Below are 17,134 nucleotides of genomic sequence, written 5' to 3'. Positions count from 1 at the left end.
CGAGTCTTACAGCGGTGCCGTCTCTTCTGCGGGACGGAGCAACCGTTGGCGGCGCAGCGTGCGCACGCTGTCGAACACGATGAGCGCCACGCCGATCCAGATCGCCACGTACGTCCAGAGCCCGCGTTCGGTGAAGGGCTCACCCAACAACGTGATCGACACAGCGAACAGCAGCACCGGCTCCACGTAGCCCAGAATGCCGTAAAGCCCGATAGGCAACACGCGTGCGGCAGCGAATGTGCTTGCGAGCGCGCTCGCGCTGAGCAGACCCAGCGCGGGCAGCCAGAACCAGAAGCGCGGCTCGGCGAGTACCGGCGCGTTTTGCCCCCACGCGTGCCAGACCAGAAAGATGGCGACCGGCGCCATCGCGAGCATCTCCAGAATGAAGCCGCTCAGGGCGTCCAGATGCAGGCGGCGGCGCAGCAGGAAGTAGGGCGGGTAGCCGAACATGATGACGGCCGTCACCCAGGACAGTGCCCGCGTCGCCCAGAGTTCATGCGCGACCCCGAGCGCGGCGAAGACGACGGCAGCTGTCTGCAAGGGGCTCAGGCGCTCCTTGTAGACGGTGCGACCCGCCAGCACCATCGTGAGCGGCAGCAGGAAGTAACCGAGCGAGGCGTCGAGCATGCGCTGTTGCAGCGGTGCCCAGACGAACAGCCAGAGCTGGACGCCCAACATCGCGGCGCACAAAAGGACCGCGCCGAGCAGCGCAGGGCGGTGAAAGACGTGTGAGAACGTGCTGCCGACGATTTCCCAGCGACGCAACGCCGTGACGATGACCAGCGTGCCGGGCAGGGTGAGCAGGATGCGCCATGCAAAGACGTCCAGTCCCGAGAGGGGCGACAATTGCGCCACGAGCGCGGGCATAACGGAAAACATGACCGACGCCGATACGGAAAGCATCACGCCGCGACCGGAAAGCATGGGAGTCCTGTGAGAGGGGGCAAATCAGGCCGCGAGCATAGCAAATTTGCACCAGTATTGGGCACTCCCGGCGCACGGGCCGCCAGATATATTTACGCGCCGAATGTCGTCGCCGCGTCACCGGCGAGCGCGTATCATCGCGATTCACCGAGTGATTTCACCATTTGCCGCATCGTGCGGCACCTTCGCAGGAGATTCGTGCATGTCGTCCGTTCCCGCTGTTGCCGAATATGCGGCGTTCGCCGCCTCGCTTGCCGACGCCGTCCGCCCGCTGTCGATGGGCTGGTTCCGCCGTCGTCTCGCGGTCGACGACAAGGCTGACGAAAGCCCCGTCACGATTGCCGACCGCGAAGTCGAGACAGCGCTGCGCGAGAAGATCGCCGCACGCTATCCGTCGCACGGCATCTGGGGCGAGGAGTTCGGTAAAACCGGTGTGGACGCCGAGTTCGTCTGGTCGGTCGACCCGATCGACGGCACGCGCAGCTTCATCACGGGCCATCCGCTGTGGGGCACATTGCTTGCGTTGCTGCAAAACGGCAACCCGGTCGTCGGCGTGATCGATATGCCTGCCACAGGCGAGCGATGGGTGGGTGTGAACGACGCCGCTGCGGGCGTGCGTGAAGCGCGCTTCGGTGGCGAGCTGTGCGCGACGAGCCCGGTCACCACGCTGGCCGACGCGACCGTCTATGCCACGTCGCCCGACATTTTCGATGCGGCGGAGTATGCCCGGTTCGAACGCCTGACGAAGGCCGTCAGCCGTCGTCGTTTCGGTGGCGATTGCTACGCCTACGGGCTACTCGCGAGCGGGCACATCGAACTGGTGATGGAAGCGGGCTTGCAGACGTACGATTATCTGGCCGTAGCGCCTGTGGTCGAGGCGGCCGGTGGTGTCATTACCGATTGGGAAGGCAAGCCGCTGACGCTCACGTCGCAGGGGCAGGTGCTGGCGGCCGCCAACGCCGAGCTGCACGCGGCGGCGCTGGCTTGCATTCGCGGCTGAGGCCGCAGTTGGCCATGCGGTGAATGGACGAGCCACGCAAGCCCGTCCCCTTCAGATCATCCGAATTAAGCCGCCTGACGAGGCATGCCGCGCCAGATGCGCGGCAGCAGCACGCCAAGCACGATGCCGCGCGTGGCGAGGAATGCCATCAGCGCGACCCACAAGCCGTGATTGCCCCACGCCTCAATCGTGAAGGGCATTACCGTGCCAAACACCAGCAGACCGATCAGCGACGACGTGAGCAATTCGCGTGTACGCGTTGCGCCGATGAAGACGCCATCCAACTGAAAACACCAGACGGCGACGATAGGCGAGAGCACCGCCCACGGCAGGAATTCGCGTGCGGTTTCACGTAGCGTCGCCTGATCGGTGAGCGCGTCGATGATGACGCCGCCTACCATCGCGTAGACGAGCGCGAACGCCACGGCGCACCCGAGCGCCCATCCCAGAGAGAGTCGGATCGCGTGCAACAGCGCCTGTCGTTGTCGTGCCCCGATGTAGGCGCCGACGAGGGCTTCGGCGGCATGCGCGAAGCCGTCGAGGCCATAAGCCATGAACGTCTGGAAGTTCAGCAGCAGGGCGTTAGCGGCAAGCGTGGTGTCGCCCAGACGCGCTCCCACGCGGGCAAACCACGCGAACGCGAGTTGCAGAAACAGCGTGCGCAGGAAGATGTCGAGATTCAGGCGCAGCAAACGCCAGAGCGCTGCGCGCTCGACGAGCGTGGCCACCCGTAGCGGCGGCAGATTGGGCGTGCGCGCAAGCCAGAGCAGCCACGCTCCGAGCACGAAACCGAGCAGATCGGCCAGCGCCGTCGCCCATGCAATGCCCGCGACCCCCCAGCCGAAGCCGCGAACGAACGCGAGCACGGCGACGATGTTCACCACATTGATGAACACCTGCACCGCCAGTCCCTGACGCACACGCTGACACGCGAGCAAATAGCCCAGCACCACGTAATTGCCAAGCGCGAAGGGGGCAGCGAGGATACGGATGCTCGCGTACTCTCGTGCCAGCGCCTGCACTTGCTCGCTGCCGCCGAGCCACGAGACGCCCAGCGACACCAGCGGCACGCGTAACACGAGCAACACCGCGCCGATGGAGAAGGCCAGCGCCAGCGCACGGGCGAGTGTGTCGCGAAGCCGTGGTGCATCTTGCGCGCCGAAGGCCTGCGCCGCGAGACCGGTCGTGCCCATGCGCAGGAACGAGAATCCCCAGAAGATCAGGTTCAGCAGCAGTCCGCCGAGCGCGACACCGCCTAGATACGTCGGGCCTGGCAAATGACCGGCCACGGCGGTGTCCACGGCCGAGAGCAAGGGCTGGGTGAGATTGGCGAGCACGATCGGCACCGCCAGACGAAGCAATTGCCGGTGACCGGCGGCCGCAGGGGCAGGGTTCATGAGTGAGCGTTGCGGCAGCCGTTCATGGCGGCACCGTCGGAATCCGCACGAGGCGGCAGGTTGTGAGTGCGCCGATTATAAGGTTTCGTGACGTTATGACGCACATCGCGCGCGATGTGGACTGATGATGCGGGTAAGCGGACGGTACAATGTGCCACTTCTCTGTCTTCACTGAAAGTCTGCGCATGTCGTCCTCGTCGCTTTCAATCGTCTCGCCCGTCACGTCCGTCATGACCTTCCTCGTCGCACATCGCCCTCATAGACGTTATGCTTTGGTGGCCGCACTATGTCTGGCAAGCCTGCCTGCGCTGGCCGACGTGACGCTGCAACGCGGCCCGCCGCCGCCGCGCTTCGAAGATCCGCACGCCGCGCCCAACGGCGAGTTCTGGGTGCCGGGCTACTGGCAATGGAAGGACGGCCGCTACGACTGGGTGGACGGACACATGGAAGCCAAGCGCCCCGGCATGCGCTACACCCCGCCGCACTGGGAAGAGACCGGTGTCCATGAATGGACGCTGCGCGACGGCAAGTGGGACGCCACCGGCTGGGGGCCGGGCACCATCCACGAAATCCGCGCACCGAAGTAACGCCCTCATCTATCGTCCCACGACGTCATGCCGTGTGGCCGACGTTCGTCGACTATTAATCAGGATTCCGACATAGTGAGTGGAATTGTGGGCTTGACGCGCACAAGGTGGAGACCTTACGCGAAACCTGTTGACACGTCCGGAACGTTGAACAACACTATGCCCACACCGCGTCGCCTCGAAATGCGGAACAGTCGCAGATAGCGTAATTTTAATTACTTGTGCTACCTGATTGCGCGACGATCGTGCAACTTTCACAGGTAATAAGTGCGCCGTGTGCGCCTTCCCTACATAAACGCCTGGCGGTTCCCGCACAGGTGCAAAACGTACGACCGATACACGGTCTGCTGTCTCTCGATTGGCGTGGCTGATGCCGCGACGATCTGTCGTTTTCCGAAGTCTCGTATGCCGGACGTAGGCCGCCAAGTGCGGTAGCCCGTCGCCGAAGCGCGACATGTGGCAGGAGCCTGTATGCAGTGTTCAGTTCCGCTGTTCGATGCTGTGCCGTTGATCACCGTGTTCGTCTGCGTCGTCCTGGGTCAACTGCTCGGGCGAATCAAGTTCGGCCCTATTCAGCTCGGTGGCGTGTGCGGCGCGCTGCTTGTCGCATTGCTCGTGGGACAGACCGGCTGCATGGTCGAAGGCTCGCTCAAAGATTTCGCCTTTGCGCTGTTCATCTTTGCGATGGGCTTTTCTGCCGGTCCCCAGTTCGTTGAGAACCTGAACCTGCGCGGCCTGCGCTTCGGCGTGCTCTCCATCATCGAAGTGGTGTTCGTGTTCGGCATCGTCATGCTGGCCGTGAAATTCCTCAGTCTCGATCCGGGCACGGCGGGTGGTCTGGCGGCCGGTGCGGCAACGGAATCGGCGATGGTCGGCACGGCCATCGAAGCGCTGGGACGCCTCGGGCTCGATCCAGAAGCCTTCAAGGCCTGGCAGGCCAACGTCGTCACGGCTTACACGCTCACTTACGTGTTCGGCCTCATCACCATCGTCCTGTTCACCAATCTGCTCGCCCCGCGTTTGCTCGGCATCGATCTGAAAGCCGACAGTGCACGTCTGGCCAAGGAGATGGAGGACGAGAACGGTGAGGAACTCGGCGCCCCGGCCGCGCCCGATCTCGTCGGGCGCAGCTATCGCGTAGCGCACCCCGGACTCACCGTCGCCGCGCTCGAAGCCGCGCTGGACGGGCGTGTCGCGATCGAACGGGTGCGCCGCGCCGCGACGCAAGTGGCCGTTGCTCAGAACCTCACGTTGGAACCCAACGACGAACTGCTGCTCGTTGGCCGCCGCGACGCCATGCTCGACGCGCACGCGCTCATCGGCCCGGAAGTCGCGGGCACCGAGACGAGCGACATCGTGCTGGTGGAGCGCGATTTCATCATGACGAACAAGGAAGCCGAAGGGCGCACCGTTGCCGATCTGCGACGCGAAGCGCCTGTGGAGCTGCGCCACGGCGTGTTCGTCAAATCCGTCAAACGCATGGGCATGCAGTTGCCGTCGCTCAACAAAATTCCGCTGCAACGCGGCGACGTGGTGACGTTGCAAGGCCTGCAAGAAGACGTCGAACGCGCGGGTGCCGTGATGGGCAAAGCCGTGCCGTACGGCAATAAGACGAGCCTTGTTTTCGTGGGCCTCGCGCTGATCGTCGGCCTTTGCATCGGACACTTGTCGGTGCATATCGGCGGCGCACCGATGACGCTCGGTTCGGGCGGCGGCGCGCTGGTTTCGGGGCTGGCGAGCGGTTGGCTGCTGTCGCGTCGGCCGACGTGGGGCACGTTCCCGTCGGCCGCTTACGAATTGCTCAAAGACCTTGGGCTGGCGGTGTTCGTGGTGTGCGTCGGCCTGTCGGCCGGGCCGCAGGCGGCGGTGCTGCTGCGCGAACACGGCATGGCGCTGCCGGTCGTGGGGATCTGCGTTTCGCTCATTCCGGCGCTCGTGTCGCTGTGGGTGGGTCACAAGTTGCTGCGCATCGACGGCCCGATTCTGATCGGCGCCATCGCAGGTCAGCAGGCAAGCACGCCTGCCATTAGCGCAGTGGTGCAAACCGCGAACAGCGCATTGCCGGTCGTGGGGTACACGGTGACGTACGCCCTGTCGAACGTGCTGCTGCCGCTCATGGGACCGGCGGTGGTTTTCGTCGCCCATCAGTTTTCGCGTTAGCGAGTCGGCGCTGGCTCCCCCGCCAGCGGCCGCATTCATCTTTTTGACGGAGGTTCTGCCGTGGAACTGGTGCATACGATTCTTAATCATGTCCCGGAGGTCGCGATTTTCCTGTCGCTCGCCCTCGGGTACGCCATCGGGGCGATCAAGTTCGGTTCGTTCCAGCTAGGGGGCGTGGGTGGCTCGCTGCTGGTGGCCGTGGTCGTCTCGCAAATCGGTATTTCGGTCGACGCTGGCGTGAAGAGCATCATGTTCGCGCTGTTCATCTACGCCGTGGGTTACGAAAGCGGTCCGCAGTTCTTCAGTTCGCTCTCGCGCAAAACGCTGCGTGAGATCGGCATGGCCGTGTTCCTTGCCGCATCCGGTCTGGTCACGGTGCTGATCTGCGCGAAGATCTTCGGCTTCGACAAAGGCCTCGCCGCCGGTGTGGCGGGTGGTGGTCTCACGCAGTCCGCCATCATCGGTACGGCGGGCGACGCCATTTCGCGCCTCGGCTTACCTGCGGACGAAGTGAAGCGCCTGCAATCCGAAGTCGCCATCGGTTACGCGGTGACGTACATCTTCGGCAGTCTTGGCGCGATCATCGTGTGCGCGTCGCTCGTGCCGAAGCTCATGGGCCGCACGCTCAAGGAAGACTCGAAGAAGGCCGAGCTCGAAATGGCCGGTGGCCGTGCGGTCCTCTCCGCCGATCAGGTCGACTCGCTGCCGGCGCTCGTGGGTCGCGTCTATCGCGTGACGACCGGTGCAGGCAAGCGCGTGATCGAGATCGAGAAGCAACTGACCGATGGCGTGACCATCGAACGGCTGCGTCGCAAAGGCAAGATCATCATCGCGACCGACGATCTCGTGCTCGAAGCGGGCGACGACGTCATGCTCATCGGTCGACGTGAAGCGGCCACCGAAGCCTGGCGTCTGCTCGGCGACGAACAACGTCCGTCCGCCGATCTCGATATCGCACTGCGCATGCAGGAAGTCGTGTTCGCGCGCAAGGGCGGCAACGGCAAGACGCTCGGCGAACTCAAGGCCGGTGTGGAGCGCGACGTTAAGCATGGCGTGTACATCGCGAAGATCATGCGGATGGGCCAGCCCGTGCCGATTCTCGACGACACCATCATTTATCACGGCGACGTGGTCACGCTGTACGGTGCCGACAGCGACGTGCAACGCGCCGCCAAGGAAGCCGGTTATCCGGTCGCGTACTCGGTGAAGACCGACTACGTGTACATGGGCATCGGTATCGTCTTCGGCTTGCTGATCGGCTACATCGTGGTCAAGGTCGGCGGCATTCCGCTCACGCTGGGCAGCGGTGGCGGTGCGCTGCTCGCGGGTCTGGTCTTCGGCTGGCTGCGTGGCAAGCATCCGACGTTCGGCGCGATGCCGCTTGCGGCAAGCTCGTTGCTCAAGGAGTTGGGGCTGGCGACGTTCGTGACCTGCGTGGGGCTCTCCGCCGGTGCGCAAGCCTGGCAGACGTTGCAGCAAAGCGGCATTTCGATCTTCGTTGCCGGGGTGATCGTCACCATCGTGCCGTTGTTGCTCACGTATCTGTTCGGACGCTATGTGCTGCGCTACGACAACGTGGCCATTCTGGCGGGTGCGCTGTCCGGCTCGCGCAGTGCGAATCCGGCCTTCGGCGAAATTCTGGACAAGGCCGAGAGCAACGTGCCGACCGTGCCGTTCGCCATCACCTACGCCATCGCCAACGTGCTGCTCACGCTGCTCGGACCGCTGGTGGTGTCGCTGACCTGAGGCCACGACCGTCCCCTATGGCTTTTATCTGATTGATGCATTCGTCCCGATCGTCCGTCGCTGCCCCCGCAAGACGGCATCGCTATGGGTTGTAAGTGGTTGTTCATGGAGAAATTGCTATGAAATCGAAGGAACTCGACGCACTCGCCAAACTCAGCCCGTTCGAATTCAAGGACACGCTGATCGAACTCGCACAGGAAAATGGCGCGCAGCGCTCGATGCTCAACGCGGGTCGCGGTAACCCGAACTTCCTGGCGCTCGAACCACGCCATGGCTTCTTCCAACTGGGGCTGTTCGCGTTGTCCGAAGCCGAGCGCCAGTTCACGTACATGCCGGAAGGCGTGGGCGGCATTCCGCCGGGCAAGGGCGTGGAAGCCCGCTGGCAAGACTTCGCGCGTGAGAACCAGCACGCGCCGGGCGTGAAGTTCCTGGAAAAATCGATCTCGTACGTGCGCGATCAGATGGGGCTCGTCGTCGAGGATTTCCTCACGGAGATGGTGCACGGCATTCTCGGGTGTAACTATCCGGTGCCGGACCGCATGCTGCGCAATACCGAGAAGATCTCGGCGAAGTATCTGCGTCGCGAGATGGTCGGACGTCACCCGTTCGTGGGCAACTTCGACCTGTTCGCGGTCGAAGGCGGCACTGCGGCCATGACGTATCTGTTCAACACGCTCAAGACGAACCATCTGCTGCAAGCGGGCGATTCGATTGCGCTGGGCATGCCGATCTTCACGCCGTATATCGAGATCCCGGAACTGGCCGACTATCAGCTTCACGAAGTCAATCTGAATGCCGATCCGGATCTGGGCTGGCAGTACTCGAAGAAGGAACTCGACAAGCTGCTCGATCCGAAGATCAAGGCGTTCTTCCTCGTGAACCCGAGCAACCCGCCGTCGGTGAAGATGGACGACGCTTCGCTCGAACATCTTGCCGCTATCGTCAAGAAGCGCCCGGACCTGATCATCCTGACCGACGACGTCTACGGCACGTTTGCCGACGACTTCCGCTCGCTGTTCGCGATTGCGCCGTACAACACCATCCTCGTGTACTCGTACTCGAAGTATTTCGGGGCGACGGGCTGGCGTCTCGGCGCGATTGCCACGCACGAGAAGAATGTCTTAGACGACAAGATCGCCAAACTGCCCAAGGCGCAGCGTGAAGGGCTCAATGCACGCTACTCGTCGATCACGACGGAGCCGGAAAAGCTCAAGTTCATCGATCGTCTCGTGGCCGACAGCCGCGCTGTGGCACTCAACCACACGGCAGGTCTGTCGACGCCGCAGCAGGTGCAAATGGCGCTCTTCTCGCTGTTCTGCCTGATGGACGAGCCGGACGCGTACAAGCATGCCGTGAAGCGCATCATCCGCCGCCGCAAGGCCGTGATGTATCGCGCGGCGGGGATCTCGGAAGAAAGCGGGCCGAACACCGTCGACTACTACAACATCCTCGATCTTGAGGTGTTGGGTACGAAGATCTACGGCAAGGCGTTCGTGGACTGGTTCATGAAGAACATCGATCCGTCGGAGGTGCTGTTCCGTCTGGCCAAGGAAAGCGGCGTCGTGCTGCTGCCGGGGCGCGGCTTCGGTACGTTGCACCCCTCGGGTCGGGTGTCGCTCGCGAACCTCAACGAACCGGACTACATCCAGATCGGTGCGACGGTGCGCAAACTCATGGACGAGTACAACGAACGCTTCCTCGCTGGCGGAAAAGGTGGGAAGAAGAAGTAATTGACGTGATGACGACGGTGCTGCGTCCTGACGGGGACGCGGCATCGGCTGGCCCCCCTCGGTCGCCCCTCCATGGCGATCGACCATTGCCCGGGAACCCACTTCCCGGGCTTTTTTTGCGATGTGGAATCGCAAAATAAAATGCCCGCACGAGGCGGGCAAAAATCACTACAGGGGAAGTCACGCGATAAGAGTGGCAATCCCGCGAAAGAGTTCCCGGGGAATTTGGGCGTTTCGTGACTGGCAGAGCGTCACCCGATCGACGTAAAATAGCCCCTTGTCGCTACGTCACCCCCCTCATGTCGAAAGCGGCGCACGACGCTTGCGGACGGCAACGGTGTGGGGTGGGATTTTCAGGTGTCGAATGTCGGTAAAGCCGGTCGTGCGGAGTCGCCTCCTGCTGGCCGCGTGTCTGAGTGCCGGAATACCGGTGGGCGCGCACGCACAATCTCTCTTCTCGGATCCTAATCCGCCGTGTTTCACTGAGCAGAATGCTGTGTCCTACGGACTGTGGGACCGCGGACTGGCGCCTCAGTATTTTGTGCCGCCCCCACCACCGCCTGCACCGCCCGTGGTGGAGGATCCGGGGGCGTCCACCGATCCGATTGCACTGTTCGCTGGCGACGATCCGAACGCGATCGCTGCGTCCGTCGATCGGGAGGCCGCGAAGCGTGCGGCCGATGCGGCTGCGGCCGCGGCTTCAAACCCAACCACATCCGCAGGTGACCCGTCCGCGTCATCCGATCCGTCGCAAACCGTCGCAGCAGACGGCGCGAGCGCAGCGTCTGCCGAGACGCCGGTCGTCTCCCCGACACCGCCTTCGCCGCCACTGCCTGCAGGCGAGTTCGCCGTCGCGCCGGAGTTGAGCGCGGACGGCACCGCGATCCACGCCGTCGATATCGATGCCGTGGCCTCAGGCGCTACCGCCGCCGCTAGCGAGCCGCAGCCATTGCCCGACGTTGCACCGCCCAACACGTTCCTCGCACGCGCATCGTGCCTGCGCGGCATGCCGCGTCACGAGAGTCTGGCGAACCGCAACATCCGCATGCTGATGCGTCGCGGACTCGTGGTGCGCGACGACCAACTGCCTTTCGTCGCCACGCGTAGCCGCACGCCGGGCGAGGGCGCTATCGGGCTTCAGGTACTCAACGACCGTCCGTATCAGTTCAACGTCGGCATGAACAACAGCGGCATGACGACCACCGGCAAGATGCAGGGCACCGCCAATCTGCTGATGAACAACCCGCTGGGGATGTACGGCAAGCTCGATACGAAGCTCAGTCAGGATTTGCAGAATGCGCGACGTGATGCGACCAACCGCGATCTGACGGCCAACTATTCGGTACCCATCGACGCCGACTGGACCGTCGGCATCACCGGCTCCACCAATGCCGCCACCGATCAGATTGCAACGGGCACCACGCAGACGCAGACGCTCCAATGGCGTGTGCGTCGCGCGTTCGATGTGACGTCCAACGGGACGACTGGCCTCGAACTGCGCTACAACCGCAGTCGCACCGAGGATCCGAACGCGATCCACACCTACGACAGTTACGCCGAGGTGGGGCTGAGTCACACGCATTATCTGGGGACGTCGAAGCTGGACTTGTCGGTGATGCAGCGCTTGAACGCGCCGTGGATGCCCGCAGCGAGCGGCCCGCCCGGCTGGTCCTATCGCTTCCAGTCGATCGACGCGAAGCTCACCGTACCGTTCTGACGAAGTCCATTACGGTATCGAGCGATACCGTTCTCACGAGCGACGCGGGCATGTCCGCGAAGTGCTCGCTCTGCCCGAACAGAATCACGGGCTTGCCGTAGTGCACGGCGAGCCCGACTTCGTTGCGCGTGCCGTGATTGCCGGGCAGGGCGACGATGGCGTCGCTCGAGAGCACGTTGATGTGATTGCGCGAAAGGGTCCCGGGCGGCGCGTCGGGCAGATGACGCGGCAGCGGGCTGAGGATCGGCACTTCGACGAACGGGTTCGGATAGCCGGGCACTGCGCGGAACGTACCAGGCACACCCGTCTGCCCATCGTCGCCATCATCCGTGCCACCGACTGCCTCCGTCGGCACGATGCCGATGCTACGACCGATGCGTTGCGGCACGGCGCAGAACGCTTCGCTCACGCTCGTCATCACTCCCTGTCCACCACCGGTAAGCAAGTGAAAGCCAGCGAGCGCCAGCGCACGGCCGAGCGGCACGGCAAGTTCGGGCCACGGCTGTTTGCCGGACCCCATCACGCCAATGGTCTTGGGACGCAGGGGAAGGGTCATATCGGAACGTGAGCCACGCGCAGTGCGGGGAGGTGAGGGCGCTGCCGATGATAAACGAAGTGGGCAGACGAAGTGTCAGGGCAAAAAAAACCCGCCGGGTTGGCGGGTGAGGAAGCAGGCCTCCCACGGGGAAGTGAAAGCCTGGTCTCGCGAGGTGTTTGCGAGACCCGTGTAGTATCGTGATCCAGACGTCTGTTGGCTATGGGCTAAGTCCTAAAGTGCATGTCAGACGCTTTCCAATTCTGTTTCCTATCCTTTCTGACGTAACCCGGTGCCAGAGATGACCGAACCGACCGAAACCACACCGGCCAGTGCCGCCCAGATCGCTGCCCTGAAGGCGTTGCGCGCCGCATTGCTTGCCCAGCACAAGGTGCTGATCGACTACGACCGTCAGCAATACGAAGGGGTTTTCGGTGCGGTGCCGACTGGCCGCTTCGTCCAGTTGTTCACCGAAGACCCCTGGTTCCGCTGGCTCGATCCTGTCTCGCGCCTGATCGTTGCACTCGACGAATGGCAGGAGCAGGAGCCGCCGCTCGCTGAGGCTGGCATTGCACTGGCCGACGAAGCCGCGCGACTGTTCCGTCGTACCGGCGGCAAAGAAGACGAGTTCGGCGAACGCTATCTGCTGGCACTGCAGAAGTCGCCGGAAGCTGGCATGGGCCAGAGCCAGGTGATGGCCGCGTTGCGTGCTACGCCGCAGTCGCCCGCTCCCGACGCCTGAATGCGCAGCGTGCCCGCCGCCGCAAACTGAGAAGGATGCCGAGATGTCGTCTCATGTGTCGGCAAACGAGGAGGCGGGCGGTTGAGCAGGGAGGGGGCAGACCGTCAAGCCGAATATTTGTTCCTTCTCTGACCGTTTTTTGAGCAAGGCTCTTGACAGCCCCTGTTCACGGGGCGACTCGGAAGTCGACGTCAGGTTATCCAGTGGGTTATCCACAAAGGGTGTGGACAACTTTTTTGTGGCTGACCCCCAAGCCGTCGGCGCACCCTTGTCATCCCATTTCCGACACACCGCCGCCGCGTCCGATCGACATGACCACCACTCCCATCGTGCTCCTCGTGCTGCTCTCGGCTCTGATGCACGCCACCTGGAACGCCTTCCTTCACGCGAGTCCCGATCGTCTCTGGCAAGTCGGCATGATGGCCGTGCCACAGTTGCTCACCGCCGTCGTCGGCATTGCGGTGCTGCCGATACCGCCCGTCGAGGTCTGGCCGCTCATTCTCCTGTCCGCATGCGCGCAGGTGGCGTACACGGCGGCGCTCATCCGCGCCTATCGCGTGGGCGAGTTCGGACAGATCTATCCGATCGCGCGTGGCATCTCGCCGCTACTGATCTCGGGGGCGGCGCTACTGCTCGCGGGTGAACTTCCGCGCTGGATTGCGGTGATCGGCATCGCGTGCATCTGTATCGGCATTCTGACGCTCGCGTTGCGTGGGCGGCGTCTGTCCGGCGACAGCGTGCCTGCCGCCTTGCTCACCGGCGTGTTCATTGCGGCCTATACGATTGTGGATGGGTTCGGCATTCGCCTGACGAACAGCAGTGGCGGGAACGGCTTCGCGTACATCGCGTGGGCGTACTTGTTTGCGAGCGTGCCGCTGGTCGGGGCAGTGTGGAAGTGGCGGGGCGGATGGCGCGGCATGTTCCTCGCGCCGCGCCGTCGGGTGGCGCAAGCGCTGGGTGCGGGCGTGGTGGCGCAATGCGCCTACGGCATGGTGGTCTTCGCGCTGCAATTTCTGCCGATGGGTGTGGTGTCGGCGTTGCGCGAATCGAGCGCCATCTTTGCGGTGCTGCTGGGCTGGCTGTTCATGCGGGAGAAACTCAACGCGAGGCGTATCGTCGCATGCAGTCTGGTTGTCGGCGGTGCGGTACTCATCAAGCTTGGGGCCTGAATGGGCGCCTGAGGCGGCATTGGCGTCTGCCAACGAAATCAGGCGCAATCGTTTCCACGAGCGCGCCCGATGTCACGGCCGGACCTCGCGTCCTGCCGATAAGTCCAGATGAATATCAGCTGCGCGGCCAGAGTTCGGCGCGATGCGCGGTGATGGCGGCCACGACGATCTCGCGCATGCCATGCCCGTCCGTCGTCTCCAGATGTTCCAGAATCGTCATGCGCATGCGCGGCGCCCAGAAGCGACGCAGATGGCCGGCGATGTTCTCAAGCGCTTCGCCGCGATCGGGCATCGTCTCGAAGAAATCCCCGATCTGATTGGCCATCTTGACCAGATTGTCGGTGTCCATGATCTGTCTTGTCCCCTGTGATCGTTCTCTGTCGATGCATTGCACCGGTTCGCTTGGCCAATCTCGCGTCCGCCGCGCCGTCTGTTGGCAATAGACGGCGAAGCTCATCGGAACTGTGTGCTTCCGACGATGGACGCGGATTGTCCGTGGCGGCACACGGCGGTGCGGTCGCTCGACCGGCGCCGTCGCGTGCCTGATTGCCGACTCAGCTTGCGCTGGCCGCCGTCGTCTGGTCGTGTCCGAGGAACGCTTCCTGCTGACGGTTGAAGTCCGAGTACTGACGCTGCCATTCCGACGGTTGCGCCACCGGCGTGACCTGCACCGCTGTCACCTTGTACTCGGGGCAGTTCGTCGCCCAGTCCGAGTTGTCGGTCGTGATCACGTTCGCGCCCGACTCCGGGAAGTGGAACGTCGTGTACACCACGCCCGGCTGCATGCGGTCGCTGACGATGGCGCGCAGCACCGTCTCACCCGCCCGGCTCTGAATGCCGACCCAGTCGCCGTCCTTGATGCCACGTTCTTCGGCATCGTGCGGATGCAGCTCCAGACGATCTTCGCTGTGCCAGTTGTTGTTGTCCGTGCGACGCGTCTGCGCGCCGACGTTGTACTGCGACAGAATCCGCCCGGTCGTGAGGATGAGCGGGAAACGGCGCGTGACCTTTTCGTCCGTCGGCACGTATTGCGTGATGAGGAACTTGCCCTTGCCGCGTACGAATTCGTCGATGTGCATGACGGGCGTGCCGTCCGGCGCTTCTTCGTTACACGGCCACTGCACGCTGCCCATGCGATCGAGCTTCTCGTAGCTCACGCCGGTGAACGTCGGCGTGAGACGTGCGATTTCGTCCATGATTTCCGACGGGTGCGAGTAGTTCATCTCGTAGCCCAGACGCTTCGCCAGCTGGATCGTCACTTCCCAGTCGGCGTAACCGGCACGCGGCGGCATGACCTGACGCACGCGCGAGATACGACGCTCGGCGTTGGTGAACGTGCCGTCCTTCTCCAGGAACGACGAACCCGGCAGCAGCACATGTGCGTACTTCGCGGTTTCGTTGAGGAAGATGTCCTGCACCACGATGCACTCCATCTGCTCCAGCGCATGCGTGACGTGTTGCGTGTTCGGGTCCGACTGGACGATGTCCTCGCCCTGGCAGTACAGGCCCATGAAGGTGCCCGCGAGCGCCGCGTCGAACATGTTCGGAATACGCAGGCCCGGTTCGGCTTGCAGCTCGACGCCCCATTCGGCTTCGAATAGTGCGCGGGCGCTCGAATCCGACACGTGACGATAGCCCGGCAGTTCGTGCGGGAACGCGCCCATGTCGCAGGAGCCCTGCACGTTGTTCTGACCGCGCAGCGGGTTCACGCCCACGCCTTCGCGGCCGATGTTGCCGGTGAGCATCGAGAGGTTGGCGATGCCGATGACCGTCGTCGAGCCTTGTGCGTGTTCCGTCACGCCCAGACCGTAGTAGATCGCAGCGTTGCCGCCGGTCGCATACAGACGGGCTGCCCCGCGCACGAGGTGGGCAGGCACGCCCGTGTGGGCTTCGGTCGCTTCCGGCGAATTCTCGGCACGGGAGATGAAGTCGCGCCATTGTTGGAATGCGCGATCTTCGCAACGCTCGGCGATGAATTCGTCGGCCATCAGACCTTCGGTAACGATCACGTGCGCCAGTGCGTTGACCATGGCCACGTTCGTGCCCGGACGCAGTTGCAGGTGATAGTCGGCGTTGATGTGCGGGCTCTTGACCAGGTCGATACGACGCGGATCGATCACGATCAGCTTCGCGCCCTGACGCAGGCGCTTCTTCATACGCGAGCCGAACACCGGGTGACCGTCGGTCGGGTTCGCACCCATCACGAGAATCACGTCCGAATGCTCGACCGACTTGAACGTCTGCGTACCGGCCGATTCGCCGAGCGTCGCCTTCAGACCATAGCCGGTCGGCGAGTGGCACACGCGGGCGCAGGTGTCGACGTTGTTATTGCCGAACGCGGCGCGCACCAGCTTCTGCACCAGGTAGTCTTCTTCGTTCGTGCAACGCGAGGACACCAGGCCGCCGATGGAGTCGCGGCCGTACTTGGCCTGAATGCGCTTGAACTCAGACGCAGCGTAGTCGAGCGCCTCGTCCCAGGACACTTCCTGCCACGGATCGGTAATTTTCTTGCGGATCTTCGGCGTGAGGATACGGTCCTTGTGCGTGGCGTAGCCCCAGGCGAAGCGACCCTTCACGCAGGCGTGGCCTTCGTTGGCCTGACCGTCCTTGTGCGGCACCATGCGCACGACTTCGTTGCCCTTCATCTCGGCCTTGAACGAGCAGCCCACGCCGCAATAGGCGCAGGTCGTGATCTTGGCGTGCTCGGCCTGACCGAGGTGGATGACGGACTTCTCTTGCAGCGTTGCGGTCGGGCAGGCAGCCACGCAGGCGCCGCACGACACGCACTCCGAATCCATGAACGCCTGGTCCTGGCCCGCCGATACGCGGGCTTCGAAGCCTCGGCCAGAGATCGTCAGTGCGAACGTGCCTTGCGTTTCTTCGCAGGCGCGCACGCAACGGTTACAGACGATGCACTTCGAAGCGTCGTACGTGAAGTAGGGGTTCGACTCGTCTTTCTCGCTGTCGAAGTGGTTCGCGCCGTCGAAGCCGTAACGCACTTCGCGCAGGCCCGTCACTCCGGCCATGTCCTGCAACTCGCAGTCGCCGTTGGCGGCACACGTCAGACAGTCCAGCGGGTGATCGGAGATGTACAGCTCCATCACGCCCTTGCGCAGCTCTTGCAGCTTCGGCGACTGCGTGCGGACCTTCATGCCGGGTTCGACCGGCGTGGTGCACGATGCCGGGAAGCCGCGACGGCCTTCGATTTCCACCAGACACAGACGGCACGAGCCGAACGGCTCCAGCGAGTCGGTCGCGCACAGCTTGGGCACATTCACGCCGCCCTCGGACGCCGCGCGCATGATCGACGTGCCCGCAGGCACGGTGACCTGTTCGCCGTCGATCTCCAGCGTGACTTCCTTCGTCGATTCGCGGCGCGGGGTGCCGTAATCCTTCTCAAACATCGGATCCATCATGATCGGGGGTC

General features: G+C 63.5%; 13 protein-coding genes. 8 read left to right on the top strand and 5 right to left on the bottom strand.

Annotated features, from left to right (window positions below):
• Positions 1-6: 6 nt before the first annotated feature.
• Complete coding sequence (rarD, locus tag PCO31010_RS19155; protein WP_150665671.1) at positions 7-924, bottom strand: EamA family transporter RarD; 918 nt, start codon at positions 922-924, stop codon at positions 7-9.
• A 202-nt stretch (positions 925-1,126) separates the two neighbouring features.
• Here rarD and hisN point away from each other — a divergent pair, with 202 nt between their 5' ends.
• Entirely contained in the window at positions 1,127-1,924 is a 798-nt protein-coding gene (hisN, locus tag PCO31010_RS19150) for a histidinol-phosphatase (protein WP_150665670.1), read from the top strand.
• Positions 1,925-1,989: 65 nt separating this feature from the next.
• Here hisN and PCO31010_RS19145 read toward each other — a convergent pair whose 3' ends face one another.
• Positions 1,990-3,321, bottom strand: a complete 1,332-nt coding sequence (locus PCO31010_RS19145; protein ID WP_150665669.1) for an MATE family efflux transporter — start codon at positions 3,319-3,321, stop codon at positions 1,990-1,992.
• A gap of 275 nt (positions 3,322-3,596) precedes the next feature.
• Between PCO31010_RS19145 and PCO31010_RS19140 the strand changes: the two genes are divergently transcribed.
• The 5 genes from PCO31010_RS19140 to PCO31010_RS19120 all read left to right on the top strand — a co-directional run bounded on the left by PCO31010_RS19140 (position 3,597) and on the right by PCO31010_RS19120 (position 11,261).
• Entirely contained in the window at positions 3,597-3,908 is a 312-nt protein-coding gene (locus PCO31010_RS19140; protein WP_174984943.1) for a YXWGXW repeat-containing protein, read from the top strand.
• A gap of 471 nt (positions 3,909-4,379) precedes the next feature.
• Complete coding sequence (gene aspT / locus PCO31010_RS19135; RefSeq protein ID WP_150665667.1) at positions 4,380-6,068, top strand: aspartate-alanine antiporter; 1,689 nt, start codon at positions 4,380-4,382, stop codon at positions 6,066-6,068.
• A gap of 60 nt (positions 6,069-6,128) precedes the next feature.
• Entirely contained in the window at positions 6,129-7,814 is a 1,686-nt protein-coding gene (aspT, locus tag PCO31010_RS19130; protein WP_150665666.1) for an aspartate-alanine antiporter, read from the top strand.
• Positions 7,815-7,933: 119 nt separating this feature from the next.
• Positions 7,934-9,544, top strand: a complete 1,611-nt coding sequence (locus tag PCO31010_RS19125; protein WP_150665665.1) for a bifunctional aspartate transaminase/aspartate 4-decarboxylase — start codon at positions 7,934-7,936, stop codon at positions 9,542-9,544.
• Between the two features lie 496 nt (positions 9,545-10,040).
• Positions 10,041-11,261 (top strand): ShlB/FhaC/HecB family hemolysin secretion/activation protein, encoded by a 1,221-nt coding sequence (locus PCO31010_RS19120; RefSeq protein WP_150665664.1) that lies wholly within the window; start codon positions 10,041-10,043, stop codon positions 11,259-11,261.
• Here the strand turns inward: PCO31010_RS19120 and PCO31010_RS19115 are convergent.
• Complete coding sequence (locus tag PCO31010_RS19115) at positions 11,245-11,817, bottom strand: SLOG cluster 4 domain-containing protein (protein WP_246184685.1); 573 nt, start codon at positions 11,815-11,817, stop codon at positions 11,245-11,247. The genes PCO31010_RS19120 and PCO31010_RS19115 overlap by 17 nt on opposite strands.
• A 280-nt stretch (positions 11,818-12,097) precedes the next feature.
• On the opposite strand from PCO31010_RS19115, the gene PCO31010_RS19110 reads away from it, so the two are divergent.
• Both PCO31010_RS19110 and PCO31010_RS19105 read left to right on the top strand, forming a co-directional pair.
• Positions 12,098-12,538, top strand: coding sequence for a hypothetical protein (locus PCO31010_RS19110; RefSeq protein WP_150665663.1), 441 nt, complete (start codon positions 12,098-12,100; stop codon positions 12,536-12,538).
• A 311-nt stretch (positions 12,539-12,849) separates the two neighbouring features.
• Complete coding sequence (locus PCO31010_RS19105) at positions 12,850-13,707, top strand: EamA family transporter (protein WP_150665662.1); 858 nt, start codon at positions 12,850-12,852, stop codon at positions 13,705-13,707.
• 115 nt (positions 13,708-13,822) lie between these two features.
• Here PCO31010_RS19105 and PCO31010_RS19100 read toward each other — a convergent pair whose 3' ends face one another.
• Positions 13,823-14,056 carry a formate dehydrogenase subunit delta gene (locus PCO31010_RS19100; protein WP_150576520.1) on the bottom strand — a complete coding sequence of 78 codons (234 nt, stop codon included), beginning with the start codon at positions 14,054-14,056 and terminating at the stop codon, positions 13,823-13,825.
• A 205-nt stretch (positions 14,057-14,261) separates the two neighbouring features.
• Positions 14,262-17,123, bottom strand: a complete 2,862-nt coding sequence (gene fdhF, locus PCO31010_RS19095) for a formate dehydrogenase subunit alpha (RefSeq protein WP_150665661.1) — start codon at positions 17,121-17,123, stop codon at positions 14,262-14,264.
• Between the last annotated feature and the right edge of the window lie 11 nt (positions 17,124-17,134).

The organism is Pandoraea commovens (assembly GCF_902459615.1).
GTDB lineage: Bacteria > Pseudomonadota > Gammaproteobacteria > Burkholderiales > Burkholderiaceae > Pandoraea > Pandoraea commovens.
The sequence above is the reverse complement of the archived record's forward strand: the minus strand, read 5'-3'. Positions and strand labels throughout refer to the sequence as shown.

Coding starts and splice junctions, on each gene's coding strand:
- rarD (WP_150665671.1), bottom strand. CDS start 924: ATGCTTTCCGGTCGCGGCGTGATGCTTTCCGTATCGGCGTCGGTCATG.
- fdhF (WP_150665661.1), bottom strand. CDS start 17,123: ATGATGGATCCGATGTTTGAGAAGGATTACGGCACCCCGCGCCGCGAA.
- aspT (WP_150665667.1), top strand. CDS start 4,380: ATGCAGTGTTCAGTTCCGCTGTTCGATGCTGTGCCGTTGATCACCGTG.
- PCO31010_RS19115 (WP_246184685.1), bottom strand. CDS start 11,817: ATGACCCTTCCCCTGCGTCCCAAGACCATTGGCGTGATGGGGTCCGGC.
- hisN (WP_150665670.1), top strand. CDS start 1,127: ATGTCGTCCGTTCCCGCTGTTGCCGAATATGCGGCGTTCGCCGCCTCG.
- PCO31010_RS19125 (WP_150665665.1), top strand. CDS start 7,934: ATGAAATCGAAGGAACTCGACGCACTCGCCAAACTCAGCCCGTTCGAA.
- PCO31010_RS19100 (WP_150576520.1), bottom strand. CDS start 14,056: ATGGACACCGACAATCTGGTCAAGATGGCCAATCAGATCGGGGATTTC.
- PCO31010_RS19145 (WP_150665669.1), bottom strand. CDS start 3,321: ATGAACCCTGCCCCTGCGGCCGCCGGTCACCGGCAATTGCTTCGTCTG.
- PCO31010_RS19105 (WP_150665662.1), top strand. CDS start 12,850: ATGACCACCACTCCCATCGTGCTCCTCGTGCTGCTCTCGGCTCTGATG.
- PCO31010_RS19110 (WP_150665663.1), top strand. CDS start 12,098: ATGACCGAACCGACCGAAACCACACCGGCCAGTGCCGCCCAGATCGCT.